The organism is Streptomyces pacificus (assembly GCF_011766325.1).
GTDB lineage: Bacteria > Actinomycetota > Actinomycetes > Streptomycetales > Streptomycetaceae > Streptomyces > Streptomyces pacificus.
The window spans coordinates 280,810-306,863 of record NZ_BLLG01000006.1 but is presented as its reverse complement, the minus strand read 5'-3'; the positions used below and the strand labels follow the sequence as shown (position 1 = coordinate 306,863).

39 protein-coding genes and 1 pseudogene are annotated in these 26,054 nt (G+C 71.3%); 6 read left to right on the top strand and 34 right to left on the bottom strand.

Annotated features, from left to right (window positions below):
- Positions 1-46: 46 nt before the first annotated feature.
- From SCWH03_RS13540 to SCWH03_RS13400, 30 genes are all read right to left on the bottom strand, one after another.
- Positions 47-820, bottom strand: a complete 774-nt coding sequence (locus SCWH03_RS13540) for a hypothetical protein (RefSeq protein WP_173264444.1) — start codon at positions 818-820, stop codon at positions 47-49.
- A 95-nt stretch (positions 821-915) separates the two neighbouring features.
- On the bottom strand, positions 916-1,143 hold the full coding sequence (locus SCWH03_RS13535; RefSeq protein WP_173264443.1) for a hypothetical protein: 228 nt from the start codon (positions 1,141-1,143) through the stop codon (positions 916-918).
- 2 nt (positions 1,144-1,145) lie between these two features.
- The gene (locus SCWH03_RS13530) at positions 1,146-1,370 is read right to left on the bottom strand and encodes a hypothetical protein (protein ID WP_173264442.1); all 225 of its coding nucleotides are present in this window, start codon (positions 1,368-1,370) and stop codon (positions 1,146-1,148) included.
- A 3-nt stretch (positions 1,371-1,373) separates the two neighbouring features.
- Complete coding sequence (locus SCWH03_RS13525) at positions 1,374-2,114, bottom strand: hypothetical protein (protein WP_173264441.1); 741 nt, start codon at positions 2,112-2,114, stop codon at positions 1,374-1,376.
- Positions 2,107-2,547 carry a hypothetical protein gene (locus SCWH03_RS13520; protein WP_173264440.1) on the bottom strand — a complete coding sequence of 147 codons (441 nt, stop codon included), beginning with the start codon at positions 2,545-2,547 and terminating at the stop codon, positions 2,107-2,109. The genes SCWH03_RS13525 and SCWH03_RS13520 overlap by 8 nt, the downstream gene beginning before the upstream one ends.
- Entirely contained in the window at positions 2,540-2,896 is a 357-nt protein-coding gene (locus SCWH03_RS13515) for a hypothetical protein (RefSeq protein ID WP_173264439.1), read from the bottom strand. Before SCWH03_RS13515 ends, SCWH03_RS13520 begins: the two co-directional genes overlap by 8 nt.
- A 3-nt stretch (positions 2,897-2,899) precedes the next feature.
- Positions 2,900-3,175 carry a hypothetical protein gene (locus tag SCWH03_RS13510; protein ID WP_173264438.1) on the bottom strand — a complete coding sequence of 92 codons (276 nt, stop codon included), beginning with the start codon at positions 3,173-3,175 and terminating at the stop codon, positions 2,900-2,902.
- A gap of 40 nt (positions 3,176-3,215) precedes the next feature.
- Positions 3,216-3,647 carry a DUF6011 domain-containing protein gene (locus tag SCWH03_RS13505; protein WP_173264437.1) on the bottom strand — a complete coding sequence of 144 codons (432 nt, stop codon included), beginning with the start codon at positions 3,645-3,647 and terminating at the stop codon, positions 3,216-3,218.
- The gene (locus SCWH03_RS13500) at positions 3,647-4,135 is read right to left on the bottom strand and encodes a hypothetical protein (RefSeq protein WP_173264436.1); all 489 of its coding nucleotides are present in this window, start codon (positions 4,133-4,135) and stop codon (positions 3,647-3,649) included. Before SCWH03_RS13500 ends, SCWH03_RS13505 begins: the two co-directional genes overlap by 1 nt.
- Before the next feature lie 70 nt (positions 4,136-4,205).
- Positions 4,206-4,733 carry a 3'-5' exoribonuclease gene (locus SCWH03_RS13495; RefSeq protein WP_173264435.1) on the bottom strand — a complete coding sequence of 176 codons (528 nt, stop codon included), beginning with the start codon at positions 4,731-4,733 and terminating at the stop codon, positions 4,206-4,208.
- Positions 4,730-4,921 carry a hypothetical protein gene (locus tag SCWH03_RS13490; protein ID WP_173264434.1) on the bottom strand — a complete coding sequence of 64 codons (192 nt, stop codon included), beginning with the start codon at positions 4,919-4,921 and terminating at the stop codon, positions 4,730-4,732. The genes SCWH03_RS13495 and SCWH03_RS13490 overlap by 4 nt, the downstream gene beginning before the upstream one ends.
- Positions 4,922-4,924: 3 nt before the next feature.
- Positions 4,925-5,431, bottom strand: a complete 507-nt coding sequence (ssb, locus tag SCWH03_RS13485) for a single-stranded DNA-binding protein (protein ID WP_173264433.1) — start codon at positions 5,429-5,431, stop codon at positions 4,925-4,927.
- Between the two features lie 59 nt (positions 5,432-5,490).
- On the bottom strand, positions 5,491-5,625 hold the full coding sequence (locus SCWH03_RS29620; RefSeq protein ID WP_272491063.1) for a hypothetical protein: 135 nt from the start codon (positions 5,623-5,625) through the stop codon (positions 5,491-5,493).
- Positions 5,622-5,921 carry a hypothetical protein gene (locus tag SCWH03_RS13480; protein WP_173264432.1) on the bottom strand — a complete coding sequence of 100 codons (300 nt, stop codon included), beginning with the start codon at positions 5,919-5,921 and terminating at the stop codon, positions 5,622-5,624. Before SCWH03_RS13480 ends, SCWH03_RS29620 begins: the two co-directional genes overlap by 4 nt.
- Positions 5,918-6,196, bottom strand: coding sequence for a zinc finger domain-containing protein (locus tag SCWH03_RS13475; protein ID WP_173264431.1), 279 nt, complete (start codon positions 6,194-6,196; stop codon positions 5,918-5,920). The genes SCWH03_RS13480 and SCWH03_RS13475 overlap by 4 nt, the downstream gene beginning before the upstream one ends.
- A complete protein-coding gene (locus tag SCWH03_RS13470; RefSeq protein ID WP_173264430.1) occupies positions 6,196-6,669 on the bottom strand; it encodes a hypothetical protein in 474 nt (157 codons plus the stop codon). The genes SCWH03_RS13475 and SCWH03_RS13470 overlap by 1 nt, the downstream gene beginning before the upstream one ends.
- On the bottom strand, positions 6,666-7,379 hold the full coding sequence (locus SCWH03_RS13465; protein WP_173264429.1) for a zinc finger domain-containing protein: 714 nt from the start codon (positions 7,377-7,379) through the stop codon (positions 6,666-6,668). Before SCWH03_RS13465 ends, SCWH03_RS13470 begins: the two co-directional genes overlap by 4 nt.
- Positions 7,376-8,419 (bottom strand): helix-turn-helix domain-containing protein, encoded by a 1,044-nt coding sequence (locus SCWH03_RS13460; RefSeq protein WP_173264428.1) that lies wholly within the window; start codon positions 8,417-8,419, stop codon positions 7,376-7,378. Before SCWH03_RS13460 ends, SCWH03_RS13465 begins: the two co-directional genes overlap by 4 nt.
- A 67-nt stretch (positions 8,420-8,486) precedes the next feature.
- Positions 8,487-9,368, bottom strand: coding sequence for a DUF2303 family protein (locus SCWH03_RS13455; protein ID WP_254076740.1), 882 nt, complete (start codon positions 9,366-9,368; stop codon positions 8,487-8,489).
- Positions 9,368-9,745, bottom strand: coding sequence for a YfdP family phage-associated protein (locus tag SCWH03_RS13450; RefSeq protein ID WP_173264427.1), 378 nt, complete (start codon positions 9,743-9,745; stop codon positions 9,368-9,370). Before SCWH03_RS13450 ends, SCWH03_RS13455 begins: the two co-directional genes overlap by 1 nt.
- Before the next feature lie 310 nt (positions 9,746-10,055).
- Positions 10,056-10,340, bottom strand: coding sequence for a WhiB family transcriptional regulator (locus SCWH03_RS13445; RefSeq protein ID WP_173264426.1), 285 nt, complete (start codon positions 10,338-10,340; stop codon positions 10,056-10,058).
- Complete coding sequence (locus SCWH03_RS13440; RefSeq protein WP_173264425.1) at positions 10,330-10,632, bottom strand: hypothetical protein; 303 nt, start codon at positions 10,630-10,632, stop codon at positions 10,330-10,332. The genes SCWH03_RS13445 and SCWH03_RS13440 overlap by 11 nt, the downstream gene beginning before the upstream one ends.
- On the bottom strand, positions 10,629-12,104 hold the full coding sequence (locus SCWH03_RS13435; protein ID WP_308788870.1) for a UvrD-helicase domain-containing protein: 1,476 nt from the start codon (positions 12,102-12,104) through the stop codon (positions 10,629-10,631). The genes SCWH03_RS13440 and SCWH03_RS13435 overlap by 4 nt, the downstream gene beginning before the upstream one ends.
- Before the next feature lie 4 nt (positions 12,105-12,108).
- Positions 12,109-12,477, bottom strand: a complete 369-nt coding sequence (locus SCWH03_RS13430; protein ID WP_173264424.1) for a hypothetical protein — start codon at positions 12,475-12,477, stop codon at positions 12,109-12,111.
- Between the two features lie 72 nt (positions 12,478-12,549).
- Entirely contained in the window at positions 12,550-13,872 is a 1,323-nt protein-coding gene (locus SCWH03_RS13425) for an AAA family ATPase (protein ID WP_173264423.1), read from the bottom strand.
- Complete coding sequence (locus SCWH03_RS13420; RefSeq protein ID WP_173264422.1) at positions 13,869-14,165, bottom strand: hypothetical protein; 297 nt, start codon at positions 14,163-14,165, stop codon at positions 13,869-13,871. Before SCWH03_RS13420 ends, SCWH03_RS13425 begins: the two co-directional genes overlap by 4 nt.
- A complete protein-coding gene (locus tag SCWH03_RS13415; protein ID WP_173264421.1) occupies positions 14,162-14,902 on the bottom strand; it encodes a hypothetical protein in 741 nt (246 codons plus the stop codon). Before SCWH03_RS13415 ends, SCWH03_RS13420 begins: the two co-directional genes overlap by 4 nt.
- Positions 14,899-15,654 carry a BN159_2729 family protein gene (locus SCWH03_RS13410; RefSeq protein ID WP_173264420.1) on the bottom strand — a complete coding sequence of 252 codons (756 nt, stop codon included), beginning with the start codon at positions 15,652-15,654 and terminating at the stop codon, positions 14,899-14,901. Before SCWH03_RS13410 ends, SCWH03_RS13415 begins: the two co-directional genes overlap by 4 nt.
- Entirely contained in the window at positions 15,651-16,241 is a 591-nt protein-coding gene (locus tag SCWH03_RS13405) for a sigma-70 family RNA polymerase sigma factor (RefSeq protein WP_173264419.1), read from the bottom strand. Before SCWH03_RS13405 ends, SCWH03_RS13410 begins: the two co-directional genes overlap by 4 nt.
- 89 nt (positions 16,242-16,330) lie before the next feature.
- Positions 16,331-16,822: a hypothetical protein gene (locus SCWH03_RS13400; RefSeq protein ID WP_173264418.1), complete on the bottom strand. Its 492-nt coding sequence runs from the start codon at positions 16,820-16,822 to the stop codon at positions 16,331-16,333.
- A gap of 252 nt (positions 16,823-17,074) precedes the next feature.
- Here SCWH03_RS13400 and SCWH03_RS13395 point away from each other — a divergent pair, with 252 nt between their 5' ends.
- Positions 17,075-17,503 carry a helix-turn-helix domain-containing protein gene (locus SCWH03_RS13395; protein ID WP_254076739.1) on the top strand — a complete coding sequence of 143 codons (429 nt, stop codon included), beginning with the start codon at positions 17,075-17,077 and terminating at the stop codon, positions 17,501-17,503.
- 556 nt (positions 17,504-18,059) lie between these two features.
- Positions 18,060-19,355 (top strand): site-specific integrase, encoded by a 1,296-nt coding sequence (locus tag SCWH03_RS13390; RefSeq protein ID WP_173264417.1) that lies wholly within the window; start codon positions 18,060-18,062, stop codon positions 19,353-19,355.
- Positions 19,356-20,168: 813 nt separating this feature from the next.
- Here SCWH03_RS13390 and SCWH03_RS29615 read toward each other — a convergent pair.
- Genes SCWH03_RS29615 through SCWH03_RS13380 form a run of 3 tightly spaced genes read right to left on the bottom strand, consistent with a single transcriptional unit; the run spans position 20,169 to position 21,023 of the window.
- Complete coding sequence (locus tag SCWH03_RS29615) at positions 20,169-20,291, bottom strand: hypothetical protein (RefSeq protein ID WP_272491062.1); 123 nt, start codon at positions 20,289-20,291, stop codon at positions 20,169-20,171.
- A 35-nt stretch (positions 20,292-20,326) separates the two neighbouring features.
- Positions 20,327-20,788, bottom strand: coding sequence for a glycine-rich domain-containing protein (locus tag SCWH03_RS13385; protein WP_173264416.1), 462 nt, complete (start codon positions 20,786-20,788; stop codon positions 20,327-20,329).
- A gap of 40 nt (positions 20,789-20,828) precedes the next feature.
- Positions 20,829-21,023 carry a hypothetical protein gene (locus tag SCWH03_RS13380; protein WP_173264415.1) on the bottom strand — a complete coding sequence of 65 codons (195 nt, stop codon included), beginning with the start codon at positions 21,021-21,023 and terminating at the stop codon, positions 20,829-20,831.
- A gap of 31 nt (positions 21,024-21,054) precedes the next feature.
- On the opposite strand from SCWH03_RS13380, the pseudogene SCWH03_RS13375 reads away from it, so the two are divergent.
- From SCWH03_RS13375 to SCWH03_RS13360, 4 genes and pseudogenes are all read left to right on the top strand, one after another.
- Positions 21,055-21,300: pseudogene (locus tag SCWH03_RS13375) on the top strand (XRE family transcriptional regulator); the annotation flags it as partial.
- Positions 21,301-21,522: 222 nt separating this feature from the next.
- Positions 21,523-21,753 carry a hypothetical protein gene (locus SCWH03_RS13370; RefSeq protein WP_173264200.1) on the top strand — a complete coding sequence of 77 codons (231 nt, stop codon included), beginning with the start codon at positions 21,523-21,525 and terminating at the stop codon, positions 21,751-21,753.
- Between the two features lie 193 nt (positions 21,754-21,946).
- Complete coding sequence (locus tag SCWH03_RS28590; RefSeq protein WP_003958712.1) at positions 21,947-22,081, top strand: DLW-39 family protein; 135 nt, start codon at positions 21,947-21,949, stop codon at positions 22,079-22,081.
- 428 nt (positions 22,082-22,509) lie between these two features.
- Positions 22,510-24,105, top strand: a complete 1,596-nt coding sequence (locus SCWH03_RS13360) for a hypothetical protein (RefSeq protein WP_254076738.1) — start codon at positions 22,510-22,512, stop codon at positions 24,103-24,105.
- A gap of 136 nt (positions 24,106-24,241) precedes the next feature.
- On the opposite strand, the gene SCWH03_RS13355 is transcribed toward SCWH03_RS13360, so the two are convergent.
- Positions 24,242-26,032, bottom strand: coding sequence for a serine/threonine-protein kinase (locus SCWH03_RS13355; protein WP_173264411.1), 1,791 nt, complete (start codon positions 26,030-26,032; stop codon positions 24,242-24,244).
- Positions 26,033-26,054: the final 22 nt, after the last annotated feature.

The following is a 26,054-nucleotide window of genomic DNA, read 5'->3' as shown; positions in this document are numbered from 1 at the left end:
GCGGCCCCGCTGTCACGCAGACAGCGGGGCCGCAGCCGTTACCCGGTCAGCGTGCCACGTCGGACCACGTCCAGGTCCGTCCGCAGCTGGCGCCCCGGCACCGTACGACCGGGCTCGCGCCGGCACCCCCGTGCATCACCAGCCTGTCGCCGCAGAGCGGGCAGGACTCAGCCAGGGTGGCGCGGCCGTCGCCGACGTCGAGGCACCGCTCGACGAGGTGCGCGCAGGCCCTGGCGACCGTACGGATGCGCGCCTGCTCGTCGTCGGTGAGTGGCCGCCAGGGGCCGCGCGTGCCCTGGTGCCGGGCGAGGAGCCAGAGCGCGGCGCGTACGGGGGTGCGGTCCGCGTCCGGCCCGTTCGTGAGGCGCCAGCGTCGGGGGTCCTTGGACTGTCGCAGGGCGAGCAGGTCCCGCCGGGTGGCGTCCGCGCGCGCGGCCTTGTACGCCCGCGGGTTGGCCGGCCATGTCCTCCTCGGCGGGTTGGGGGTGATCGGCGAGTGCTGGCTCGAGGCGGCGATCTGGTCGGCGAGCTCGACGAGACCGGCCTCGACCAGGAGCAGTGCGTCGAGGACGTCGAAGCGGATCGGGGCGGCGGTCCATCCGGGCTGGTCGGGGGAGCGCTCGAGTTGGCGGAGGGCCTGGGCGCGCCATTGGGCGGCCTCGCGGTCCTCGGCGGTCTGGTGCCGGCTGGAGAGGACGGCGATGCCCATGGTGGGGGGCCAGGTGTTCTGCTGGGTGGTGAGGGCGTTGGTGAGGTCGGTCCAGTGGCGGGCGATGGTCCAGAGGTGGTGGGCGGTGGTGGGGTGGGTGGTGGTGGTCATCGTGCGCTCCGTGGGGCTGGGCGGGGCGTAGGGTGATCAGCACCTGGGGGCGCGCCCGGCCTGGGGAGGTTGTGGGCGCGCCCCTCGCGCGTGCTTCAGTCCTCGTCGTCGTCCCAGCGGACGCCGCACGCCTCGAAGGCCCGGACGATCGCGGGGTCATCGAGGTAGTCCTGGAGGCTGTCGAGTTCGGTGTCCCAGTCGCCTTCGTGGAGTGAGCGGATCACCTTGGTGAGTGTCTGTTCCTTGATCTCGTCGCTCGCCTTTGCCTCGATCAGGGCGTCAGCGACGGTGTTGAAGATGCGGTAGGCGGATCCCCATCCCATGGTCACTTCTCCTTGGGCTGTTCGGTGCGCAGGGCGTCGGCGACGGCGAGGAGCGCGGACGCGATGGCGAGGTTGGAGCGGACGGTGAGTGCGCCGACGGCGGTGGGCCCGTCGAGGTCGCGGGGGCGTCCGTCGGGGCGTGCTTCGATCATGCGGAGGCTTTCGGCGGTCTGGTTGATCACGTGGAGGGTGTGGCCGTAGGGCGTGCGGGCGGCGGTGTTCGGCATGGTTCAGGTCTCCTTGGGGTCTTCGTGGGCGGCCTCGCCGGGGCAGATGAAAGGCCACGGCGGGGACAGCGCGGAGGCGATGCAGGCGGGGCAGTCCTCCGCGTTCGCCCTGCCGCCGACGTGGACCGGCGGGCGGGTGGCCGGCTGCTCCTGCGGGTCAAGGGCGTCTCGGACGGCGGCGCGGTATCGGCGTGCCTTGGCGACGGTGTCCGCGTCCCAGCCGTGCAGGGCGGCCATCTCCTCCATGGCTCCGTGGGCGCATGTCTCGTTGTGAGTGGCTTCCTCGCAGTCCCAGCCGAGGATCACGGCGTAGAGCCAGGCGTCGACGCGGTAGGTGCCCCAGTCGCGGGAGCTTGTGGCGAGGAGGTTGCCGAGTCCTTCGAAGATCGCGGCGAAGGTGGTGATGGCGGACCCCGCCCGCTCGGCTCGTAGGCACTGCCCCTTCAGGTCCCGGTGGCACCCGCGGTGGGCGAGGGCGTCGGCTGCGGTGGGCTCCATGGCGCGCTCCATCGCGGCAGCGCGCTGCTGGGCCAGCTCCAGCTCGGCGTACAGGGCGTCGAGTGCGTCGCTGGTGATCGTGTCGACGGTGTGCCGGGGCGGGTGCTCGGCCGCGTACTTGCGCTTCGCTGCGCGGACCACCTCGGCGAACGCGGCTCGGGCCTCGTCGGTCATCTCCTGCGCACCGCGTACGCGGATGGTCTCGCCGTCGATCTCAACGGGGCGGCAGGCGTCGGGTTCAGGCACGGTGCTGCTCCTGCGGGTCGATGGCGGCACGGAGTTCGCGGTATGGGTCGGATCGGTTGGGGTCGCTGGCCCAGCGTTCGGCGAGTTCGATCACGCGGGTGACCGCCTCCTCAGCGCTCCGGTGGAGGGCGCCCATGACGCGGGCCGTGGTCGTCGCCTCGGCCTCGGCCTGCTCGGCTCGGCGCCGTTCGGCCAGCCACTGGTCGGCGGTCGGGGAGCAGTCACCGCGCCCGCAGTGCCCGCAGTAGCCGGGGGTGACCTCACGGACGCCGGCCGCCGCGGTGACGGCTGCGGCGATCTGGTCGCGGACGCCGCCCGGGGCCGGGGCGGTCCCGGCGAGAAGGTCGCCGAGCACGGCGTGCAGCACCCGGACCGCGTCAAGCGGGATCTCCAGCGGCGTCTCGCCGGGGACGGCGGGTGTGGGTTCAGGCATCGGGGGCTCCGTGGGTCTCGGTGAGGTGGCGGCAAGCGGCTCGGCGGGCGCCGTCCTCGCTGGCATGGTCGAGGCTGAGCCGGCCGTCGCAGGTGCCGTCGCCCCAGCAGCGCCACGCCCACGCGCGGTGGCCGTGGTCGTGCCGGTAGGCGGCGATCTCGAGGAACGGCCGGTCGATGGCTGCCGCGTCCTGCTCCGCGGTGCCTACGCGGGCGCTGTGCGGGCGTGCGGCGCGGGCCGTGTCGCGTCGGTCGCGCCGTGCGAGGACGAGGGCGCAGCCAGCGGCGCCGAGGATCACGAGCAGGCCGAGGCAGGCGAGCCACATGAGGGCGGTGAACGCGGGGATCATCGGTCACGCCTCCTCGTCGGCCGCGACGCCGTGGAGAAGCCCGTACGGGTCCGCGATCTCGGCGGGCCGCTGCTCCACGGTCGCCTCGTCCCACACGTGTCCGCAGGTCTCGCACTCGCGGTGGAGCCGCTCGTTCGACTCCATGCCGAGGGAGGTGTCCGTGGGTTCGCCGTGGCCCCACAGGCCGTGGGCGAGGTAGCGGGTGTAGGCGCCGTGGTTGCCGCACTTGGCGCAGCGGGGCTGCGGGCCGGTGTAGGCGGGGAGGGTGTTGGCGGTCATCGTTTTCTCCAGGGTTGGTCGGCCCAGTGGGCGAGGTTGTTCACGGGGTGGGGGCTTCGTGGTTGCCGTCCGGCCAGGTCGGCGAGAGTAGGCCGATGACCTGGCGGGGGTTCACGCCGCCGCTGCCGGCCTTGGCGTACGCCTGCATCTGCGCGACCGTGCGGCGGATGGCCTCCTCGGCCTCCTCGGCGCGCTTCCGTACGGCGAGGTACTCCTCGAAGCTGGCGATGGCGGCCTGGTCGCCGGGGCTGAGCGTGGTGCGCGGGTCGTTGCCGCAGCGGCCCCGACCAGCGACCTCGGACTGGTCCTCAGGGGTGGGCTGGTCCATGGGGTCCTCTTCGAAGATCAGTTGGTCGTGTCCGGCCGTCCCGCGGCCGGAGGTGTGCTTGGCGGAGCAGACGGGGCCGCGCCCGACCGCCCGTGACACGGGGTCACGGAGCGGTCGGCCGCAGTCCTGGCAGGTGTCGGCCATCAGGTGCCCGAGCCCCTCAGCGCTTCGTCGCCGGCCTGGTCGGCGTCGTCGTGGGCGAGGCGCCAGCGGCCGGCCTTCGAGTCCCACGTGATGCGCTTGTCGCCGGACGAGCTGCTGATGTCACCGTTCTCGACGTGGAAGATCTCGCCCGCGTCCACAAGGGCGTTGAGGCCCTCGATCGCGCTCTCCCATGGGCCGTCGTCAGGCAGGCCGAGGGCGCGGCGGGCGGCCGGGTTGTGCTCCCCTGTGGCGTTCAGGAGCTGCTCGGCGAGGAGCCGGACGTCGCGGTGCTCCTTGGCGGCGTGGGTGCGCCAGCGGGCGCAGGCGCGGAGGGCGCGGGTCAGCCGTCGGCGGTAGGCGATGCGGCGGTGGAGGGCGCGGTCCTGCGCGGTGTCGTGCGCGCTGTAGGCCTCGGCGAGGAGGCGGGCGTTCTGGTCACGCTCGGCTTCGACTGTGCGGAGGCGGCGGGTGGTGGTGAGTCCGAACAAGGCTGCTCCTGGCGGTGGTGCCGGGGGCGGGCCCCGAGGGTGGGCCCCAAGTCCGGTGCGGGTCGTACGGTCAGACGAGGTTCATGAAGCGGGCCATCGCGAGGTTGTGGCGGGCGTCGGCGAGGGCGTTGTGGTGTCCGTCGGCCTGGCTCGGCAGATCATCGGGGGTGAGGCCGAGGCGCTTCGCTTCGGTGACGAGGTCGTCGGTCTGCATGGGCAGGCCGTCGGGCAGCTCGCTCATGGGGCCGAAGAGCTGGGCGTAGGCGACGTGGTCGTACGCGCTGTAGTAGGCCCAGAGCTGCGGGTCCGGGGTGGCCAGGATGAACTCCTTGACCATGCGGGCGATCTGGTGGCGTGGGCGGACGTCGGGGTGGGTGACGTCGAGCCGGTCCATGCCGCGGACGCCGGGCGGGTTCTTCAGGATCGGCAGGGACGGCCAGACGTTCGCCATCAACCAGCCGTTGCGGCGGACGTCGGCCTGGTTGAACTGGGAGCTGACGGCGTACAGCTCGCGGCCGTCCTCGGCGACCATGCCGATGCTGATCAGATCGATGGTCCTGCCGTCGTCCACGAATTCCGTGTCGTAGAAGATCTTCAAGGGGTGTTCTCCTCGGTCTGTGTTGGGGTGGGGAGCTGGTCGAGGGCGTCGCCGATGTCGTCGGCGATCCCGCGCCAGCGCGCGGCGAGCTCCGGAGCGGTCGTGTCGCGGGCCTGCGCGGCCACCAGGAGCGCCTCAACGATCTCCGAGGCGGTCTGGCAACTCGGCAGCTTCAGCAGCGCGGCCATGGCCTAGAACGGGGGCTCGTCGGAGTAGCCCTTGGCGTTGTCGACGGCCCACGGGTCGTCCGCCGGCGGCTGCTGCGGCCGGGACCGCTGAGCCTGCCCCTGCTGCCCGCCAGAGCGCCGCTGCTGACCACCCTGGCCGCCCTGCTGAGACGCCGCGTCCTTCGACACCACAGCGGTCGCGAACGCGAGCGACGGGCCGATCGCCCGGATCAGGAGCGCCGGCCGCTCGTGCTTCTGGCCGTCCTTCTCCCACGACTCCGTACGGACCTCGCCCGTGACGATGACCTCGTGCCCCTTGGCGAAGGTCTCGGCGACGTTCTCCGCCAGGCGCTCCCAGACCGTGCCGCGGATGAAGAAGACGTCGCCGTCCTCCCACTCGTTCGTCTGCTTGTTCAGGCGGCGGGAGTTGAAGGCCAGCGGGACGGAGGCGACGGCTTTCCCCGACGGGGTGAAGCGGAGCTCCGGGTCCGCGGTGAGGCGGCCGACTCCGGTGATGGTGGGCAGAGACAAGATGATCACTTCCTATGTCGCGTAGAACCGGCCAGAACCGGTTCAGGGGGTGGGTGGGTTCAGATGGTGGTTTGTGGGGGTTGGTGGTGGATGGTCCATCGGCCGTCGGGGTGGCGGATGATCCAGTCGCCGAGTTTGGCGACGAGCCGGTTGATGCCGTCTCGGTCGATTTCGCGGGCGGTGTGCGTCGTCATGGGGTCCTCTTCCGGTTGCGGTGGTCGTCGAGGCGGGTGACGCCGTGGAGGGGGAGATGGGTCTGGCGGGCGGGGCAGGTGGCGATGTGGGGCTTGTGGAGTCGCTCCCAGCCGCAGAGGGGGAGTTCGGTGGTGGGGCGGCGGGAGCGGGTGGCGCCGGTTCCGTCGCGCCAGATGGCGGTGTTGCCGTCGGGGTGGGGGTCGGGGTCGACGGCGAGGTGCTTGCCGGCTTCGGTGGTGGTCCAGCGGATGGGGCGGCGGCAGTCGGGGCATGTGGCGGGTGGTCGCGGGGTCATGGCGGGTCCTGGCTGCGGTGGGTGGTGTGGGTGCGTGCGGGGTGGACGTCGTCGAGGTGGGTGAGCTGGCCGTGGGCGGTGGTGGTGCAGGGGTGGCCGGGGGTGGCTCGGCATTCGGGGCACTGGGTTGTCATGGCCCAGTCGATTCGGCGGACGTCGTGGGTGCCGCCGCGGTGGGGGCGGCCGTTGCTGGGGGTGGTGCAGAGCTCGCCGACGGGTGCTCGGCACCAGGTGCAGCGGACGGCCATGGCGGGGAAGCGGTAGCGGGCGGCCATCAGGCGTTCCGTCCGAGGAGAGCGGGGCCGACTCCGACCCAGCGGGGGATGCGGGTGGGCGCGGTGCCGGTGGTCTCGGCCGCCTTGTCGAGGATGCGGTGGAGGCCTTCGCGGCGGTCGTCGGGGCAGCGGACGTGCGCCTGGACGTCGGCGAGGATCGGGCGGAGCGGGTGGGCCTGGATCTCGATGCGGCCGCGGGTGGTGGTCTGGGCGTGCTCGCTGGTGATGTGCATCCAGTCGGCGGCGTCGAGGCCGATGGCCATGGCGAGGGCGTCGATGTGGTCGCCGAGGGCGGTGCCGCCGTGGGTCCACTCGTAGCGGATGGTGGCGCCGCCGCAGGGCTTGTGGAAGGTGATCCACAGGAAGGTCTCGGGCGGCTCGGTGCTGGCGATGCTGCTGACGATGGCGAGCTCGACGGGGGCGCGGTCGGTGGTGGGCGCGAGGGTGGTCGGGTCGTCGGCGGTGGTGATCATCGGTTGTCGTCCTCGTCCTGGTCGTCGGCGTCGGCGGTGGCGGGCTGCTTGGCGAGGGCGGCCGCGGAGGCCTCGCGGATGCGCGTCTCCTCGAGGAGTGCCGCGTCGGGGTCGATCGGCGGGAGGCCGGCGGCGATGAGGCGGGCGTCGTCGAGGCGGGCGGGGTGGACGTCGGCCCGGCGGCGGCCGTTGGTGGTGCAGCTGGTGCCGGGGAGGGCGGAGCAGCGGCGGCAGGCGACTGCGCGGGGGTTGACGACGCCGTCGCGGGTGCGCGGTACGGCCTGGCCGACGGCGGCGAGGACCGCGGCGGCCCGGCCGGTTGTCGGGGTGCCAGCGGGGAGAGCGGGGCGTTCGGTGGTGCCGAGGGAGGTGCGGATGCTCTGCGGGGGTGTGTGGCCGTCGGCGGCCGCGGCGAGGAGGGCGCGGAGGCTGGTTGCGGATTGGGCGCCGGTCTCCAGCGGGTTGCCGTCGTAGACGAGGTTCGCGGCGGAGATGCGTTCGGCGCGGCGGTCGCGGATCTCGGTGATGATCTCGGCGGGGCTGACGAAGGTCTGGCGGCGGGCTACGGCGATGGCGGCGGAGCGGGCCTCGTCGACGGTGTAGGGGGCGAGGAGTTCGCCCCAGACGTCGGGGGTGTACTCGTTGAAGCGCTGCGCGGGGCAGGCGGCGGCGACGTACTCGGCGATCTGGATCGCTTCTTCTTCGGTCACGGGGTCTGTCCTTCCTGGCGCTGGGTGGCTCGGGCGGCGGCGCGGGCGCGGGCTCGGTCGAAGACGGAGGAGCCGTCGGCCGGCGGGGTGTGCTGCGGGGCGGAGTTGGTGGTGCGGTTCATGACGCCGTTGACGACGGACGGGAGCGTCGAGGGGTGGAGGTCTCGGCTCATCCACTGAGCGATGCCGCGGCGGACCCAGTCGGGGTCGATCCGGTCTTCCTCGAGGAGCACGCGGATCTGCTTGGCCATCTGGCCGATGACGGTGGACGGGGGGCGGACGGTGCAGCGGTCCAGCCACTCGCCGACGATCGTCTGAGCGGTGATGGGCTCCGGCTCCTGGTGCTCGGTCTCCTCGAGGACCTCGCCGTCTACGGGCTCGTCGTCTGGTGCGTCTCGTGTGTCACCGGGGGTGGGTGTGGCGGCGGTCGCGGAGGCGTCGGCGGGACCCGGGAACGGTTCCTGGTGGTTGTTCTGGTGGTTGTTGGTGGTTAGGGGGGCACTGAGTGCGTGACATTCGGACGCAGAGTGCGTGACATCACGCACTTGGAGTGCGTGACTCACGGACTCTGAGTGCGTGACATCCCCCTCTGTCACGTCGTCAGAGTGTGTGACAGTCACGGACTCTCCATGCGTGACAGTCACGTCGTCAGACGGCGTGACGCGCTTCGCCCGCGACCGACGCTGACGCTCCGCAGCCTGCTTCTTCGCGTCCTCCGCCTCCGCCTCCAGCTCCGCCCAGTCGAACTCCGGCCGCCGCAGGTGCATCTGGAGCTTCCACTTCGGCCGGCCCTGGACGGTGCCCTGCCTCCGGATGAGCCCGCCCTGCTCCAGGCGACGGAGCGCCCGCTGCACCGTCCGCTCGTCGTACCCGGTCCGGTACCGGATCCGCAGATTCGACGGGTGGCTGTTGGAGCCATCCGGCCGGGCGTGCTCGGCCAGGACCTGGAGGACATGCCGCGCCGTACTGTCGGGCCGACCCTTGTCGGTCCGCAGCATCGGGGCGTTGTCCATCGCCCAGGTCATGGCCTCAGTGCTCACACGCCCTCGTCTCTTGGGTGGGGATGGCGCGGCCGGCCGGAGCCGACCGGCCGCGCAAGGGGGTGCATCAGCGGGACGCCGGGGCGCCGTTCAGCACCGCGATGGTCTCCGGGATGCCGTTGTCGACGGCCGTCCGTACGTCCTCGAAGGCCGCCGCGAGAATGTCGCCGGGGCGCTCGAGCTTGATCCCGAGCAGCAGCGACGCGCCGCTGTCGCCGGACCGCTTGATCCGGTAGCGGAACCGCGCCATCACGGCGAACGGCTCACAGCCTTCGAACGGGCGCAGTGCGAGCTTCAGCGAGGCCGGGATGGTGATGTCCCCGCGGTGGCCGGCCTTCGCGTTCGTCTCCTCCACCCAGGCGAAGGTCCGGGCGCCGGAGTCGAGCCGCTGCGACGACTTGAACTCCGCCGACGACGTGGCCTCGAAGGACTCGGCGAGCTCCAGCATCGTCGCGCTGTCCGGCTCCACCAGGTCGGGCAGATTGTCCTCGATGAACTCCGCGAACCGGTCCTGCGCAAGCAGCTCGTTGTCGATCCCGGTCCACGCATCCCACGCCGCGGTGTGCCGCAGGTGGAGCTCCACGCGGTGCTCCGCCCACCGGGCCCCGTCGCCGGTGTGGGCGTCGAGGACCGCGGTGATGGTGCGCCGCTGCACGTCGGCGTAGACCTCGCTGTCGTCGTCGCCGTGCTTGTCGAAGTAGGCGAGGAAGCTGTCGACGTCCCGGACGATCGTCGTGCCCTTCTTCCGGGCGGGCTTCCCGGTGTGCTCCGGGCCGGTCAGGTCGATCTTCTGCACCTGCCCGCTCGGCAGGACGACGGTGTAGAACTTCCCGAGCTCCAGCTCGGCCGGGTGCGCAGCGCGCTGGGCGACGTCGATGACGGCCTGGAACTCCGTCCGCTTGTCGGAGGGCGGCATGCCGTGGTCGTAGCGGTTGAATCCGGTGGCCATTACTGGGCGCTCCTGAGCTGCTTGACGGGGGTGGGCTCGACCTCGCGAAGGCCGGTGATGACGGGCTGGCGCGGGTCGGTCCGGGAGAGGTTGCCGTCGTCCGTGACGAAAAAGATCGACTTCGGGCGCTCGATGCGCGGGACTTTCGTGGTGACGGCGTCGGTGACGGTGAGGGTGCGGCCGTCCGTACCGGCGATGGGCTTGACGTCGACCTTCAGCGAGAGGGAGCCGGCCTTGCCGGTCTCGATCACGGCCTCGATCAGGTCGTGCAGCCGGGAGGAGAGCTCGTCGTGGAGCTGGCCGCCGGACTGCTCCTGGAGGAACGCGGCGAACGGTCGGACGGTCTTCTCGTCCTCGGCGTCGTGCTGGTCGGTCATGACTTCCTTTCCTGTACTGCCTGTTGTGCTGCGCGGTAGACGTGTGGGGAGGACCGGCGCTTGCCGGAGGCGACCGCGCGCTGGTCGAAGAGCGCCGATGCGCTCTGTGGGGAAGGGGTGGTCCAGGCGGCGGCAGGCCACCCGGGCCCCGGCGGCGTTTCCGGCCGTCCGGCCAGAGCCGCCGGAGTGTGGAGCGGGCACCGGAGACCGGAGAGGTACGGGCGGACCACGTCCACGGAGTGGCAGTGCCGGCGCTCAGCGCCGATCCAGTGCCCGCAGAGAGCGCCGTCCGTCCCCTCCGGCCGCCCGGTCACGCCGCGGCCCTGGCCTTCGCGCGCTTGGCGGACTCGTACAACCGCCGGCGCTCGCGGCCGGACAGGCCACCGAAGACCCCGTGCCGGGACGACGCCCCGGTACGGCCCTCGATCTCCATCTGCTGGTCCAGGCAGGCCACGCGGACCGGGCACCGGAGACAGGTCTCACGGGCGTACCGCGTGTCGCGGCGGCCGTCGACCGTGTCCTCCAGTTCCCGGAACCACATGGCCAGGTCCTGGCCCGGGGCGGCACACAGGGCGCCGGTCAGGTCAGCTGCCATCGCGGGTACCTCCGGTGAGGTCGTGAGCGAGTGGGGCGTCCGGCCAGATCCCCCAGCAGTCGACGAGCTCCGCAGACGGCCGGCCCGGCTCCGTCTCGCGGACCGCGGTGGCGAAGGCCTCGCGCATCGGCTCGAAGGTGACCATGTGATCCTCGGCGAACAGCGCCTGCTCGGCCTGGTCCTCGTCGGCCAGCTGCGTGGTCCGGGCCGCGGTCCGGAAGATGACGATCGCGGCGAAGGTCCAGAGAGCGATGACGACGCCGGCAGCGACGAGCAGGCTCTGCGTGCTCATGCGGTCACCGCCGTCACGCTGTGGACCCACGCCAGCGCGGTGGAGTCGAGGACCTCCCGGGCCCGGGTGACCGCGACGTACGCCAGCCGCCCTTCCTCCTTCGGCAGGATCACCAGCCCGGTCTTCTGGTCGGGCTTCGGCGCCCGAAAGTCCGAGTGGATGCGGACCTTCGGCCACTCCCGGCCCTTGGCCTTGTGCGCGGTGCTGACGACGAGCTGGGCCTGCTGCTCCGAGCACAGCGAGTCGGCCGCGGAGAGGATCGGCTTCGTGCCGTGCTCATCGATGAGGTTGACGAGCACCTTCAGCGAGCCGTCCTCTTCGTGGGCGTACTCGCGCACCGCGTCCCAGGACGGGAAGGCCATGAACTCGGGGTGATCCGTCGGGCGCCCGGCCTGGAGGGCCTCGGCGGCCCAGGCGAGGCGCTTGATGTCCCCTCCCCCGCCGACGAGGGCGACCTTCCGGCCGGCCTCCAGGGCCTCCATGACGATCCCCATCGCGCCGGAGTTGGTGCGGCAGAGGATCGCGTCCGGGGTGTCGACCGGGCCCACGGACGAGTCGCATGCCTCGTAGCCGGTGAGGCGGAGGGGCGCGTCGATCGTGCGGAGCCAGAGGTTCGCCTCTGCAGCGATCGCCGGACCGAACCGGAAGGACTGCGACAGGGTGAGCTCGGGGGCACCGAGCTCACGCACGAACTTGGCCAGGGCGTCGGTCGCGCCGCGCCAGCTGTAGATCTGCTGTGCGGAGTCGCCGACGGCGATGCGCTGCGCGTGGTCCTGCGCCAGGAGCACCGCGGACAGCACGTCGTTGGTGTCCTGTGCTTCGTCGAGGAGCACCACGTCCGTGTCCAGCCGCGGGCCGGACAGCGCCCACATCTTCAGGTAGTGGTCGTGGCTCAGGTTCAGCACGCCGTCCTTGGTCAGCAGGTCTCCCCACGCGGCGTGGGCGACGGGGAGGACCAGGGCGGCGAGCTGCTGGCGCGGCTCCTTCCCGGTGAGGCCGTCGTAGTGCGGGATGTGCCGGGCGGTGATCTCGGTGTCGCTGCTGTGGCACCAGCGGGCCACGGTGTCGAGCGCGCACCGCATGATGATCTTCGAGGTCATCGGCTTCGGGAACCCGAGGTCCGTCGGGATCGCCGGGGTGGCGCCGATGATTTTGAGGACGCTGCGGATGTCGAGGGCCTGCGCGGCCTCGTGCGCGGTCTGCCGCGGCCGCTGGAGCCGCGCGCCGTACCGCTGGTCGAAGGCCAGGCCGTGGCCCGTCTTGCACAGCACTGTGGACGGGAACGACCGCGAGGCGTCGGCGGCGATCGAGCGGTTGTAGGCGACGTACGTCATCCGGCGCCGCGGGTCGGAGCGGGCGATCATCTTGAGGGTGGCGCTCTTGCCGCACCCGGCTCCGGCCTGGAGGACGAGGTCGAGGCCGTCTCCGTAGGAGTCGATGGCGTCGGTCTGTTCGGGAGTGGGGTTCACCATGCCGTCAGCTCCCGTCGGGGAGGTCAGCGCCGTAGATCTCTTCGAGATCTCCGTACGTGAGCTGGAAGCCGCGGTACGAGTACGGGCTTAGCGCGTCACGGTGCTCCGGGTCGCGCGGCAACGAGCTGCCTTCCATAGCCGCAGCCGCGCGCGCGGCCCACGTGAGCAGTTCCTGGTCCAGGCCGTGCTCGGCGACGCGCTCCTCGTACGACTTGCGCAGGCTGTCGTCGATCGTCATGCCCCGGCGGGCAAAGGTCTCGCGGGCGCTTGAGACGGTCTCGCGAACCTCTTCCAGGAAGGGCGTCGGGTTCTGCGGGTCGTGCAGCCATGAGCACAGGTACAAGGCCATGGTGTTGGTGTTGGGGTCCACCACTGTGGTGCACCTCCTCTCTGGGGGTGCGGGCCCCGCCGGGAGTCGGCGGCGGGGCCCGCGGTCAGTGGTGGATCAGGCGGCGTCGGCCTGGGAGGCTTCGGCCCTCAGCCGGGCGGCGTCGTCCTCCAGTCCCCAGACCATCTCGTCGAAGTCGGCGACGGGGGTCTCGCGGTCACCGAAGGCCGTGAGGGTGTCGAGGAGCGTCTTGGCCTCGTCGAAGGTCAGCTCGTTCGCGGAGCCGATCGGCCGGCCGATGATGAGGGCGGTGGCGTGGAGCCGCTTCGCGCGGTCCTCCTTCGCGCCGAGGCCGACCTTGCTGAAGCAGGCGTGCATCATCCGCATCTGCGGAGCGCTCACCGGCACTGGGCCCGGGTCCGGCTCGGCGGCCGGCGGAGCCGTGCGCCGCACGGCCGGGGCCGACGCCTCGGCGTCCGCCATGGAGTGCGCCGTCGGACCGGTGTACTCCTCGCCGCCGGAGGCTGCCGTCGGGGCCGGGGCCGCGGTGGGCTTGACGGCCTGTCCGTACTCCTTGATGACGTCCCCGAGCTTCGAGGGCCCGCCGGTCTTCGGGTGCAGGAGGTCGACGCCGAGGAGACGCCGGGCGTCGGCCTGTCCGTACAGCTCCAGCGCGCGCTCGTACGTCAGGCCCTCGGCGGTCAGTTCGTCCACGATCGCCTGCACCGGGTCCACGCCCTGGCCGAGCTGCTCCAGGATCACCTCCGCGAAGTCCTCGCCGGGGTGGTGCACGCTGGCGTTGTAGAGCGGCTCGTACCGCGTCTTGGTGACCGTGCCAGTGCCCTCGATCATGTCGATCACGACGTCGAACTCGTACTCAGCACCATCGCGCTGGACGGTCTTCACGCCGACCTTCGTGACCGTCTTGCCTTCCATCGAGTAGTCGTTCTTCGTCCGCATGGTGACGATGACGTGCCCGGGGAAGTTCAACAGGGCGTCGAGCATGTCCTGTTCGAGGTCGTTGACCGGCGCCCAGGCGGTGAACTTGCCGCCTCGGTTCGTCGACTTCTTGGACTCCTCCTCGACGCGGGCGAGCAACCCGCCCTTGCCCGCCCAGAAGTGGCTCCAGGAGTCGACGATGAGGACGTCGATCCGGGCTTCCTCGGCGGCACGAACGGCCGCGATCATGTTCTCGGGGGAGCAGAAGGCCATTGGCATGTGGCCGAACTCGTGGCCGCCGAGGTCGGGGCGGCCGGGGACGATGGCGTACTTCTTCGCGGAGCCGCGCTCGGTGTCGACGACTCCGATGGCGCCTCCGTCCGCGAGGCGCTCGGCCATGCGGAGCGCGGTCTTCGTCTTGCCGGACCCGCCGGGGCCCTGGAGGGCGATGCGGGCCTTGGCCGTCTCGCGGGTCGCGGGGGCGAAGGTGAACGTCGTCACGGGTTACTCCGGTGGGTGCGCTGGGACGGAAGGCTGATGCGGCCGGCGGCCGTGGTGGCGATCCAGTCGGCGGCGCGCTGCAGGGCGCCGAACCGGATCTTCTTCTTGCGCTGGATGGCGAACGTGTCCGTCGGCTCGGGCCGGAGGAGCGTCTTGGCGTGGGCGCGGAGGCCGGCCGCCAGGTCCTCGCCGGTCTCCTTGCGGAGCTCGGCGAGGAGACCGGCCGTCTGGTCGGCGGTCATGCCGCCCTTCACCAGGCCTTGGTACGCGCGGGAGTACGCGGTACTGCTCATCGGGCACCGCCCGTCGGCATGTCGCGAACGAGCAGGTGGACGGTCGCGCCAGACCACGTGCCGCGGGCGGTGGCCACGCCGTTGCCCCGGTGGGTGATCGTGTCGACGGGCACGGCGAGCTTCGCGACCCACCAGTTCCACTCCTCGACCGTGCGCGGTCGGATGGTGAAGGTCACCTTGTCCGGCCCGTGAGTCTCCGTGGACTCGAGGTCGGGCTGCCCACTGAAGTGGGCGATGGCCCGGCTCGCGCGGCTCTCTTCCACGGCCACCACCCGGAGCCCCTGGCCGACCTCACCGACGGCCGGCGCCTGCTCGAGGGCCAGCTTGGCCAGGAAGTCGGCACGGTCGGCAGCATTCGCCGCGCACTGCGGGCACAGCCAGACGTCCCCCTGCTTCTCCCACCCGCGCTCGGAAGCCTTGCTCGTCCACTCGCCACGCGCACAGAGCGCTGTGCGGCAGCCGATGAAGAGCCCCAGGCCGCGAGCAGCCATCCCGCGGAGCTCCTCGACGAACCCAGTGACGGTCTCCCAGTCGTCGGTGCGCGAGCCGTCCGGGATCCTCGCGGCGAGCAACTCGGCGATCTCGCCGATCACCTTGGAACGTTGCTCGGCGGCGGTCTCCGGGGTCTGCATCATCCCGGCCGACTCGATCGCCATCGCGATCCCCATCGGCGTACGGTCCTTGGCCTGAGCAGCGCAGACCACGCCAGCCAGCTGGTTCAGCGCCTTCGTCCTCATGCCGACTCACCGCCCTCGGCAGCAGCGGCGACGCTCTCGCGTACGCCCGGGACCGGCTGATCGTCGCGCACGGCGGTCAGCGGGCCGACGTACTCGACGACGTTCGCCAGCGAGCAGCGTTCCGCAGCGCCGCGCATCCGCAGCAGCGGCATGCCGTCGTTGTTCGGGCCGGCGTGGTCCCAGATGTCGCCGTGCGCGTCACGCTGCGGCAGGGCCAGGTCGTAGACCGTGCCGCCGTGCTGGAAGGGCATCGCTGCGGCAGCCGCCGTGCGGGCCTCGATCTCGGGGGCGTCGTACGCCACCACCGACACCGCGACACCGTCCCGGTGCCCGGAGCCGACGTACGCGTACTCCAGCGGCTGCGTCTCCTCGGTGGTGATACCGAGGTACCGGCGCCACTGCCCCCACTGGTCGGCAGCGGTGACCTGCACGACCACTCGGACGCTGTCGCTGTCGGCCTCGACGGACAGGAGCCCACTTTCCGGCGGGCACTCCGCGCGCACGGTGTCGGCCAGGGCGGCCGCTCGGCGGCACGACGCGTCCCACGCCGCGGCCTGGAGCTCCAGCTCGGTCTTCGGGACCCTCGCCCAACCGCCCTCGGGGCGACGGCCTAGGACCACGCCGTACGACCGCTCCGGGTCGACGAGCAGGCCGGACCGGTTCAGCTCGTGCGCCAGCCGGGACGCCTCCGGCTCCGTCAGGCCGACGGACTCGCGGATCGTCTGGATCGCCTGGGGGAGGTTCTTGTTCACGCTGCCACCGCCCCGAGGGCGACGCGCATCGTGGTCATGGCGCGGTTGGCCATGGTCTTGATCGCGCCCGGGGTGCGCTGCATGGCGGCCGCGGTCTCGCTGATGGACTGCTCGGCCAGGTAGCGGAGGCGGACGCATTCGCGCTGCGAGGCCGGCAGCTGCGCGAGGGCGGCGCCCACGAGCAGCTGGGCCTCGGCCTCGGCCAGTCCGCGGAGCGCGTCCTCCTCGGCGCTGCGGTTGGCTGCATCCGCGTGCAGCTCGCCGACCGTGACCTCCAGCCGGTTGCGGGCCGACTTGAGGTGGTCCAGATGGATGTTGCGGGCGATCGTGAGCAGCCAGGCGCCGAAGTCACGGCCCTGCCAGGAGAAGGTGTCGATCCGGCGCAGGGCGCGAGCGAACACTTCCTGCGTCAGGTCCTCCGCCAGCTGCCGGTTCGTGCGCCCGGCGAGGTAGCGGAACACCATGTCGTGGTGCTCGTTGTAGAGAGCAGCGAACGCCTCGCGGTCGCCGCTGCGGGCGCGGACCAGGAGCTCCGGCTCCTGCCCGGCCCTCGGGGGGCTGATTTCGGGGCTAGCCTGTGGTTTCACGGCCTGCCTTCCTGTTCTCGGTGATCGGTGGGGTGTGGTCGAGGGGTCGTCCCGGTGACTTGGCGGTTACGGGGCGGCCCCCTCGTGCATCAGCAGGCGATTCGCGCCTTGCGCCGGTCGCGCAGGTAGTCGAGGACCTCCTGCGGGTCGAAGCGCCGGCTGCGCCCGGCGTAGTGGACCGGGAACTCCGCGTCGTCCTGGATCTGCCTGTCGATCCAGCTCATGGACTTCTGGAGGAAGCGGGCGAGCTGCCGCTGCGTCTTGAGCTGCTCGGGGAGCGGCTTCGACGAATTGCGAGTCTGCGATCTCGATGTAGATGTAGATTCTTTGAGCGTGAAAACGACCGTCTCGAAGAGCTCGGCGAGCTCCCTGTCGAGGGCTGCGGCGATGAGCTGTGCGGCTCGGTCGCTGCATTCCTCGCGGGCGGTCTCGCCCTGGCCGACGATGAAGCCGACGTACGCGGCGGACAGTCCCTTCCGCTCGGGGTCAGCTTCCTTCGTCTTGGCGGCGAGGCGCGGGACGCTCAGCCCGGCCGCCTTCATGGCGGCGCGGAGCGGGGCTCCGTTGTCCAGTCGTCGCATGGTGAACCTCCGGCCATGGGGCCGTAGTGGGGTGCGCTGGCCCGAGTGACCTGCACTGTCTACAGTCTGCATGTAGATGCATATTGCGTCAAGCGATTCTGGCCGGTCGTTCGCTGGCGTGTTCCCGGCGCATATGCGATGCGAGTAGGGGTGTGCAGGGGTTGTGTAGATGCGCCAGCGCACAGTCAATAACGGGTCACGGCTCCCCGTTCTACTTGCATATGTAGATGTGCATGCTCGATCCTTCTTGCCGTGACCTCCGACCAGCGCAACCCCGGCGAGACCGACCATCCCGCCGAGGATCACGCCCCCGCAGGCGAGGACCTGGCGGCCATACTGACGCGCCTCATCGAGGAAACCCCGGACAAGACGCAGAAGGACCTCGCCACTGAGGCCGGCGTCCCCTACCCCACGCTCAATGCCTGGTTGAAGCGGACGCGCGGGACGTCTCGCGTGCCGTCGGAGACCCTCCACGCTCTGGCGGACACGCTCCGAAAGTGGGGGGTGGCTGTCACTGCGCGGGAGCTGTTCGAGGCGGTCCGGCGTCCGGTGCCCGGGCCGAGTGACGAGGAGCGCGAGCGGCGGCTGCTGGAGATCTACCGGCAGCTGGACGTGAGCGGGCAGCGGGCGCTGATCGAGCACGCGAGGCTGCTGCGGACTTCGCGCGCCTCGTCACCCTAGGTAAGGGTTGCCTTGCTAAGGGGAGTTACTTTGTAAGGAGACAATGGTTGAAACACATATGACAAACCCCTCCCCCAACAGGCGCACGCAGGAGTAATCTCGGCCTTCCGCTTACCTCCCGGAGCGGCATCCATGCCAACGCGCGCACCCGTGGGGGGATACCTGTGTGCATTCGTACGGCCGAGGTCGACGAACAAGCGGATACCGCCATCTGGGACCCGGACGGGGTCACCATCACCGTCCTACGGGGCACCCACCCGCACTCACTGATCAGAGAAGTAGCGGCTCTCCTCCAAGACCTCGGCGCACCCTCACCGTCACCAGGCGCCGGCCTCATCTGCCACTGCGGCGAACCTGTCCGCCTTCCAGGCGAGGAGCCCGCGGCCGCCGACGCCACCACTCTCTGATCAAGGACACGCACGTGGGCCGTAGGAGCACTACCGCCAACCCCCGCCAGATCCGGAGCAAGCGCTGCGGCTGCAAGCTCTGCCTGGCCAGATACCCGGGCGATCGACCGCGAACCAAGGAATGCTTCGGCAGATGGCAGGCGCGATACATGCCGCCGGACAAGCGCGAGCGAGGGAAGAACTTCACCACAAAGGAAGAGGCCGACGCCTTCCTCGACCGGTTCCGCGTCGAGGTCCGCGAGCGGCAGTGGACCGACCCCGCCCGCGGTGAGGTCACGCTGACGATGTGGCACAGCCTCTGGTGGCAGTCGCAGACCGCGCAGCTGGAGGAGAACACCATCGACCGTGACGGCCGGTCGTGGCGCAACCACGTTGAGCGCCGGTTCGGGACCGTGCGCCTGGTGGATATCACCTGGCTCGACGTCCAAACCTGGGTCAACTCGATCTGGGATGGCAACGGTGGCCCACTCGCGGCCAGCTCGGTGACGAAGGCCTTCCAGATCCTCGACAAGATGCTGACCGCGGCGAAGCACGACCGGCGGATCCCCTTCAACCCGTGCGACGGGATCAAGTTGCCGTCCTCGAGGGGCAGGCATCCGGACGACCGGCGGCCGCCGACCAGCGACCAGCTCGCCCTCGTGCGTGAGCAGCTTCCCGAGTACCTGCGCCCGGTGCAGCAGCTCGCTGAGGAGACCGGTCTCCGGTTCGGCGAGCTCGCCGGCCTCCGCTGGTGCCGTGTGGACCTGGTCTCCCGGAGGATCCAGGTCCGGGAGGTCCTGATCGAGCCGCGCGGGCACGTGAAGAGGAAGGCCTATCCGAAGTCGGATGCGGGTCTGCGGACCGTGCCGCTGACGGAGACCGCGGTGCAGCTGCTGCGCGAGCTGTGGGATGGCGAGCCGGACGCGAGCCGGGCGGTCTCCGAGCCGGATGACGGGCTGCTCACCGAGGAGCTCGTCTTCCACGGCAGGAACGCTGTCCGCCGGGGCACGAAGAAGGCCGGCGGGGGCGAGCGGTACCGGGCCCCGCTGCGCCGGAGCAGTCTGCGGCGCCGGTGGGTCGACGCGATCGACAAGGCCGGGGTGGCCCGGAAGGTCGTCAAGAGGTGGGTGGAGGACGTCGAGGATCCGGAGTCGGGGCGCATAAAGAAGGAGGAGAAGCAGCGGACGGACTGGTGGCCGGACTTCCATGATCAGCGGCACACCTTTGCATCGCGTTTGCATGCGCTCGGGGTGCCGGAGGCCATCGCGCAGGAGATCCTCGGGCACGAGCGGGCGGGTGAGGTGACGTGGCTCTACACGCACGCGTCGGCGGACTACGCGGGTCAGGTGCTCGCTGCGCTGGAGGGTGCGGACCCCGGTCAGGCCCAGCTCAGGATGGTGAGGGGGGAGTCCGTGCGAGTCCGGAACGAGTCCGAAACGGCCGCAAGCCGGGTAGGGGTAGCGTGATGTTGCAGGGTGTAGAAGCCTGTAGATGCGTCTTGACCAGGCATTTCCCTGACCAGCGGCGACTATAGTTCTGACCTAGGCCCTGATAAGGATGAGGCCACAGGTTCAAATCCTGTTAGCCCCACCAGACTTACCCGCAGGTCAGAGGCCCGGTAGAGATCATCGTCTACCGGGCCTTCTACATGTCTTGACCTTGAGAATCCGGTACTGGTCCGTAACTTAACTCGAACACAACACCGCAGTTCTGTAGATGATCGGCTACGGGGTGTAGAAGAGTGATCGCCCCGGGTGCAGTGCCCTTGGGGTAGACGAGCGTGACCACGCCGCACGTCTGACGCAGAACCGCAAGCAGAGCCCTGGGCGAGGTGCTCCGGAGGCCCTCGACCAGGAAGATGCCGCCTGCCGGATATCGCAGCAGGGGGCGTCATGCTGCCCACACCAGACCGCGCCGCCCTCCGAGAGAGCGGGGCGACATCATCCGATCACGAAGGCACTGCACGGCCGCGGTGGACGCCAATCACACCGCGGCCGCCTCTCACCGCCCTCGCGAGCGGGAGACTCGTGTGAGCAACCCGCGCCGCAGGTCGCCCGGCCAGGCCGGCCCTTCGGCGGGTTTACCGAGACCTTCAAGATCACACGCTTTGCCCGGCCGGGTAGGGACTTCTCACCAAGATCACCGGATCACGCGATCATCGGACCTCCTACGCAGCGAGCCCCGGTCAGCCTCCGAGCAGGACGGGGGAGGCTGACCGGGGCAGCTGGCCGGTCGGGGACGGGCCGCCTGCACCGGCGGGGTGCCCGGCGGCGGTCTCGTTAGCGCTGTGGCACGACGAAGGCGCGCCGGGGGCGCTCCTCCGGGTCTCGTGAACTCGGCCGCTGCGCGCGCTTCCACGCGGCGACCAGCTGGGCGTACCGGGGATCGATCCACTCGGGCATGATTGCTCCCTTCCGTGCCGCAGCCTAGGGGCCCGTCAGCCCTTGGGCTTGGGGATGGTCACGATCGGCCCGGAGTCGTCGGAGTGCTGGCACTCGGCGGCCACGGAGACGAGGGTGTCGGCCGGTCCGCGCCACAGGTCGCGGTCGACGGTGAAGCCGGCTGCTTCGATGCGCGCGATGGTCCGCTCGATGACGGCTTCGTCGTGGCGGCCGGGGTCGGGCCGCTCGGGCAGGTGGTGCACGAAGCTCCCGAGCCGCGAGCACAGTCCGTAGTACACGGACGTGTGGAGGATGAGCGCGTGCCAGCCCTCGTCGACGACGCGGGACGGAACGAGGGCCTGGCCCGGGCTGCTCGCCGCGGTGGCGAGGAATGCGAGGGCGTCGACGAGGATGCGGCCGGCGAGGTCGGGCGCCATGCCGGGGTTGTGGTCGAGGATCGTGGCGCGGACGTCGTTGAACTGCGCGTCAGTCAGTAAGGCGCGCGCGGTCTGGGTCATGGGAGTCCTCCCGTGGTGGATGGTGGTGCCCGGCCCGCTGCTAGAGCCGCCGCAGTGACAGTGGGCTGAGATCTTGGGGTGGCGGGCAGGCGTCGGGGTCGGCGTGCACGATGAGCCGCAGGTCCGCGGCTGACATGCGGGGTACCCAGGTGACGACTCCGTTGTCGGTGTGCAGTCCGCACGCGGCGCAGATGCCGGCGGCGTGCACCGGCTGGTCGTCCCACATCGGGCTCATCGTGTGCCCGCCTTGCGGCAGCGCGGGCAGGGTCGACGGGCACGTCGCCACTGGGACGTGGACGGAGCAGACCGCGACCGACGGCTACTACCGGGGGGCCCGGTACCACGGTGCGATCCAGCTGCTCGTTGAGCCGACCGGTCGGCGCATGACCGGCAAGTGGGTTGGCTTCGGCAAGGAGTTCGACGTGAACAGCGGGCCGTGGGAGTTGGTCTTCCAGGACGCGTCGACGACCAAGGCCACCTTGGAGGCGTACAACCGGCGCCCCGACGCCTGACCCCGGACGCACGAAAGCGCCCCCTGCCCGGTCCCGGAGGACCAGACAGGGGGCTTGGTGATGCGTGCTGGTGGTGGGTGGGGCGCGAGGGGGGTGGGGCGGGGTAGGCCGATGCTGTGCGGGCGGCTCCGGCCGTTCCGGTCGCGACCGATCCACGCACGCCCCTGGAACTGAACCCTCTCTGCACACGTCACGGCGTACACGGCACAGAGGGGAGCATCCATGGCAGATGAGCTGACGTGGTGGGAGCTGCTGCTCGGCTTCTTCCTCGTCGCAGCCGTGCCTGTCGTCATCGGGGGGACGATCATCGTGTCCCTCGTCGGACTGACGGTGTGGACGACAGCATCGCTGCGGCGGCGCAGGCGGCGCAGGCGGAGCAGAGCCGCCCAGTGTGCCGGGGCGGGCCGGGAGGCTGGCTCCTCTGCGCCGACGTGTTGTGACCGCGCCAGGTGAGGGCGCCTGGGTCGGACCGGCGGGGTCCGCGTGGGTGTCGCCGACCTGCGACGGTGATCCCCGGTGGTGGGAAGGCGAGTTGACCGTTCGGAGGTCTCCGGCGGGGATGCACGTAGGTCACCGAACGGTATCGATCGGTGTGTATAGTCGGTCGGTAGAGGTCTTCTACGTCAAGGAAAGACGAGGTCGCGCGGTGAAGAAGCTTCTCCTGGTCGCACTGGCTGCCATCGGCGGGCTCCTCGTGTACCGCCAGATCCAGGCGGATCGCGCCGAGCAGGATCTGTGGACGGAGGCGACCGACTCCGTGCCCGCAGGTTCGGGTGTGTGAGCCGCAAACAGTCCGAGAGTGAGGGAGCCCCGGCCGCTCGGCGGCCGGGGCTTCGTGCTGTTCACATCGCTGCGTCCGGGCATCGCCTTCCCCTGTTCGCTCGCGCGGTATTCACCTGAGCGAACAGATGACGGCGTAAGTGAGGTCGAGTGGGTACGCCGGGACAGGGGTGACAGCGGCGTTCACGCGGGCCCGCGCGAAGACGGCGGACGGGCGGCGCGGCAGGATGGACCGGCACCAGAGGCGTCCCGGGCGGTGGGCGAGCGGCCCTGGGTGATCGGCTGGGGGGACCCGCGCCCCGGATCTGCGGTGCGGCACGGGGCGTACGGCACGATGCCGTCCGGGGAGGCAACGGCAGTACGGGCAGCGACGGCGGCGACGGTAGCGACAGCGGCAGGAACGGCAGTGACAGAGGGGGAAGCACGGAGATGAGCCAGCGCAGCAGGGCCCGGATGGTGCCGGCCGTGGTGGCGGCGGTGGGCGCGGCGGCTCTGAGTACCGCCCCGGCAGCCCAGGCGGCCGAAGAGCCGAACCCGAACTCCTACCGGTTCGGTGTCGGTGCCCGGTCGGTCGAGGGAGCCGAGAGCAGTGCCGACGCCGAGGCGCTGGAGGCCGGGACGACCTACCACTCGTCGATCGGGCCTGGCGGGAAGCTCAACTTCCGCGTCGATCTGGACGCGGAGCGGAACGCCTATGTCTCAGTGGTGGCCGTTCCCCGGCCGGGCACCGAACTCGCATACAGCGACGGTATCGAGGTCACCCTTCAGGACGCCCAGGGCACCAGGTGCAGCAGTGCGGACGAGAAGGCGGGGGCGGGCAGGTTCGCGAGGCCGCTGGCCGCCGCCGCGCACCGCACGATCGGGGGCGGGCGCTCGACCTGCCAGGAGGCCGGTGCGTACAACGTGCTCGTGGAGAGGGCCGAGGCCGGGAACCCAGCGCCGGCGGACGCCTCCGCCTCTGCCTCTGCCTCTGCCTCCGCCCCTGCCTCTGCCTCCGTGCCCGCCTTCGCGTCCGGAACCTGGGAACTGGAGATCCGCCATGTCACCGAGCCCGGACTGAGGCAGCCGGGACCGACCGAGGCCCCTACGGCGTGGCCCTCCGCCTCGCCCGGGCTGCCCGGCGGTGAGGCGCGGGAGACCGCGGGAGGCACCGGCTTCAACGACGCCGCCGAGATCTCCGAGGGCGAGTGGAGCAGCCGGATGGAGGCCGGGCGGACGTACTTCTACCGGGTCGGGGTCGACTGGGGGCAGCGGATCTTCGCGACCGCCTCGCTGGGGAGTACGAACACCGAGGACTTCACCTTCGTCAGCGAGGCCCTGACCATGCGGCTCTACAACCCCGTGCGGGCCTTGGTCGAGTACGACGGTACGGGGCCGTACGACGGCCGGCAGAAGCAGGCATCGCTGGACCCGTTGCCGGAGGTCGCCTACGAGAACCGTTTCGCAGGCGCCGACAAGGTCCAGGGCATGCGGCTCAGGGGCGACTACTATCTCGCCGTCAGCCTGAATCCCCGACTGGCCGAGAAGTTCGGCAAGGAGCGGTTCGGTGTGACGCTCCGGGTCAACGTCGAGGGGGACGCCGAGGCCGCGCCGCCGTACGCGGAACCGGTCGGTGACCTGGGCGTCTTTGAGAGCGAGAAGGTCGAGCGGAGCGACACGATGCGGCTCGTCGGGCTGGTCGGCGTGGGCACCGGGGCATTGCTGGTCGTGGGCCTGGGCGCCTGGACGCTGCTGGCCCGGCGAGCGGTGGCCGCGCCGGCGCGGGGTGTGCCGGCGCAGGGTGTGCCGGCGCAGGGTGTGCCGCCGGCCGACGCAGGAGCGGGGCACGGCGTCCCCCTGCCGGGCACTCCGGCGCCCGCCCGGGGTCCGGCGGCCGGTCCCGCCGGTCCGCGCCCGACGGGCGGGGGTGCTCCGTACGGCGACACTCATGGGTGTGGTCCCGCCGGTGGGCCCGGGCACGAGGGCGGTACGGGGCAGGCCGGCGAGGCGCCGCCTACGGGGTACGGGCCGCCCCCGTCGCCGTGAGACGGAGTACGGCCCGGCCCCCGTCGCGGTGAGACGGAGTACGACTGCCGCCGTGTGTTCGGTCGGCCCGCCCCGGGCCCGTTCAGAGCGGTTGCCGGTGAGCGGTGAGTCCCTCCGACGGGCGCGGTGACGGTGCTCACGCCTGGGTGAAAGCCCAGATGCCGACCGCGAAACAGATCAGCGCGACGAACAGCACCGGGACCGCCACCTTCGGGGGAGGCCCCGGTCGTCTCCTTGTCACGGGGGAAAGCGAGGGCGAGGGCAGGCGTGGGGGCGGGGGCGAGACGGCGGGCGAGGGCTGATGCACCGGGGAGTGCACCTGACTCGGGATCCGGGGGCCCTGATCGGTGTACTCACGGGTCAGGGGCCGCTGGTGCGGGACGGCGGCCGTCGGCGCCTGGGCGGGGTGCGGCGCCGCCGTCCGGTCAGGAGGGCCGGGTGCACGGGAGGACTCGGGGTGGGCGGACGGCAGCCCCCGGGAGCGCGCCGGCGGTGGTGGCGCCGGCGGTGGTGGCGGGGGCAGCCGGAAGGAGCCGGTCTCCGAGGGCGACGGCGGGGGAGCTTGCCGCGGGCCCGGGGTGCCGGTCAGGCCCTGGAGCGCCTGACCGGTCCACCCGGCATGCCCGGCAGTGCTGCCGTGTTCAGCCCCGGTGGACTGTCCGGCCTGAGCGGACTGACCGGCGTGGCCGGTATGCCTGCCGGGCCCGCTGTGCTGAGGCTCCGGCCGGGGCGCGCCTGACCAGGAGTGCGGGCCGCCGTCCGGACTGCCCGGACCCGCGGAGTTCTTCGAGCGGTCCGGGCCGTTCGGGCCGTTCGGGCCGATCGAGGCCTCCGGGCGGCCCGGGTCGGTGTGCCAGGACCGCAGCGCCTGACCGGCCTGACCGGCCTGACCGGCCTGACCCGTGTGACCCGTGTGACTGGTCTGACCGGTTCGACCGGTGCGGTAGGCGTGAGCGCCGGCCGGCTTCGATGCCGGTTCCGCGTCGGCGCGCGGCCCGCCAGAGCCGCGTTCGCCAGGGCCGCCCGCTTCACCGGCATCGTCGGGGCCGTCGGGGCCATCGGGTCCGAAGCCGGAGGGCAGCGGTCCCAACTGGTCGAAGACTTCGACCGGCTCGTCGTCGACGGTGGTGTCGGGCAGCAGCTCGACGGCCGAGGCGAGGGACTTCCGCGCACCGGTCGCGGTACGGAACCGGGCCTGTGGATCAGGCTGGAGCAGACCGGCGAGGACCTGCCACAGCGGCTCCGGAACGCCCTGAGGAGCGCCCGGTGTGCCGTACTCGGCGAAATGCTCGACCAGGGCCCGGGAGTCCGGCTTGCGGCCCTGGAGCAGGTACAGGGCCACAAGCCCCACGGCGAACAGGTCGGCGGGGAAGTCCGGCTCGGCGCCGAGCATCTGCTCCGGCGCGAAGTAGCCGGGCGTCCCCACCACGTAGTTCGTCTCGGTGAGGCGCGGCTCCCCCTTCCGCATGGAGATGCCGAAGTCCGACAGCCGCAGATGCGGGCGCCCGGTGCCGGTGGACTCGAGCAGGACGTTCGCGGGCTTGATGTCCCGGTGTACGACCCCCTCCGCGTGCACCGCCGCCAGTCCCGACAGCAGCTGGTCCAGCAGGGCGCAGACGAACCGCGGCGGCAGCGGGCCGTAGTCGCCGATGAGGTGTGCCAGCGACCCGCCGCCCACCAGATCCATGGTGAACAGCACCTTGTCGTCGTCCGCGGCCCAGCTGGCCGGGGCGAGTACATGGGGGTGATCGATGCGCAGCGCCTGCTCGCGGACGAAGCGCAGGAGCGAGTGGGCGTCGCTCTGCTGCAGCACCTTGGCCGCCACGTAGCGCCGCCGCCGATGGTCCCAGGCGCGCCACACGGCGCCGGCCCCGCCGCGTCCGATCGGGTCGATCAGTTCGTACCGACCGGCGAAGACCTCACCCATCGCGCTGCGCCCGCCCCTGGTT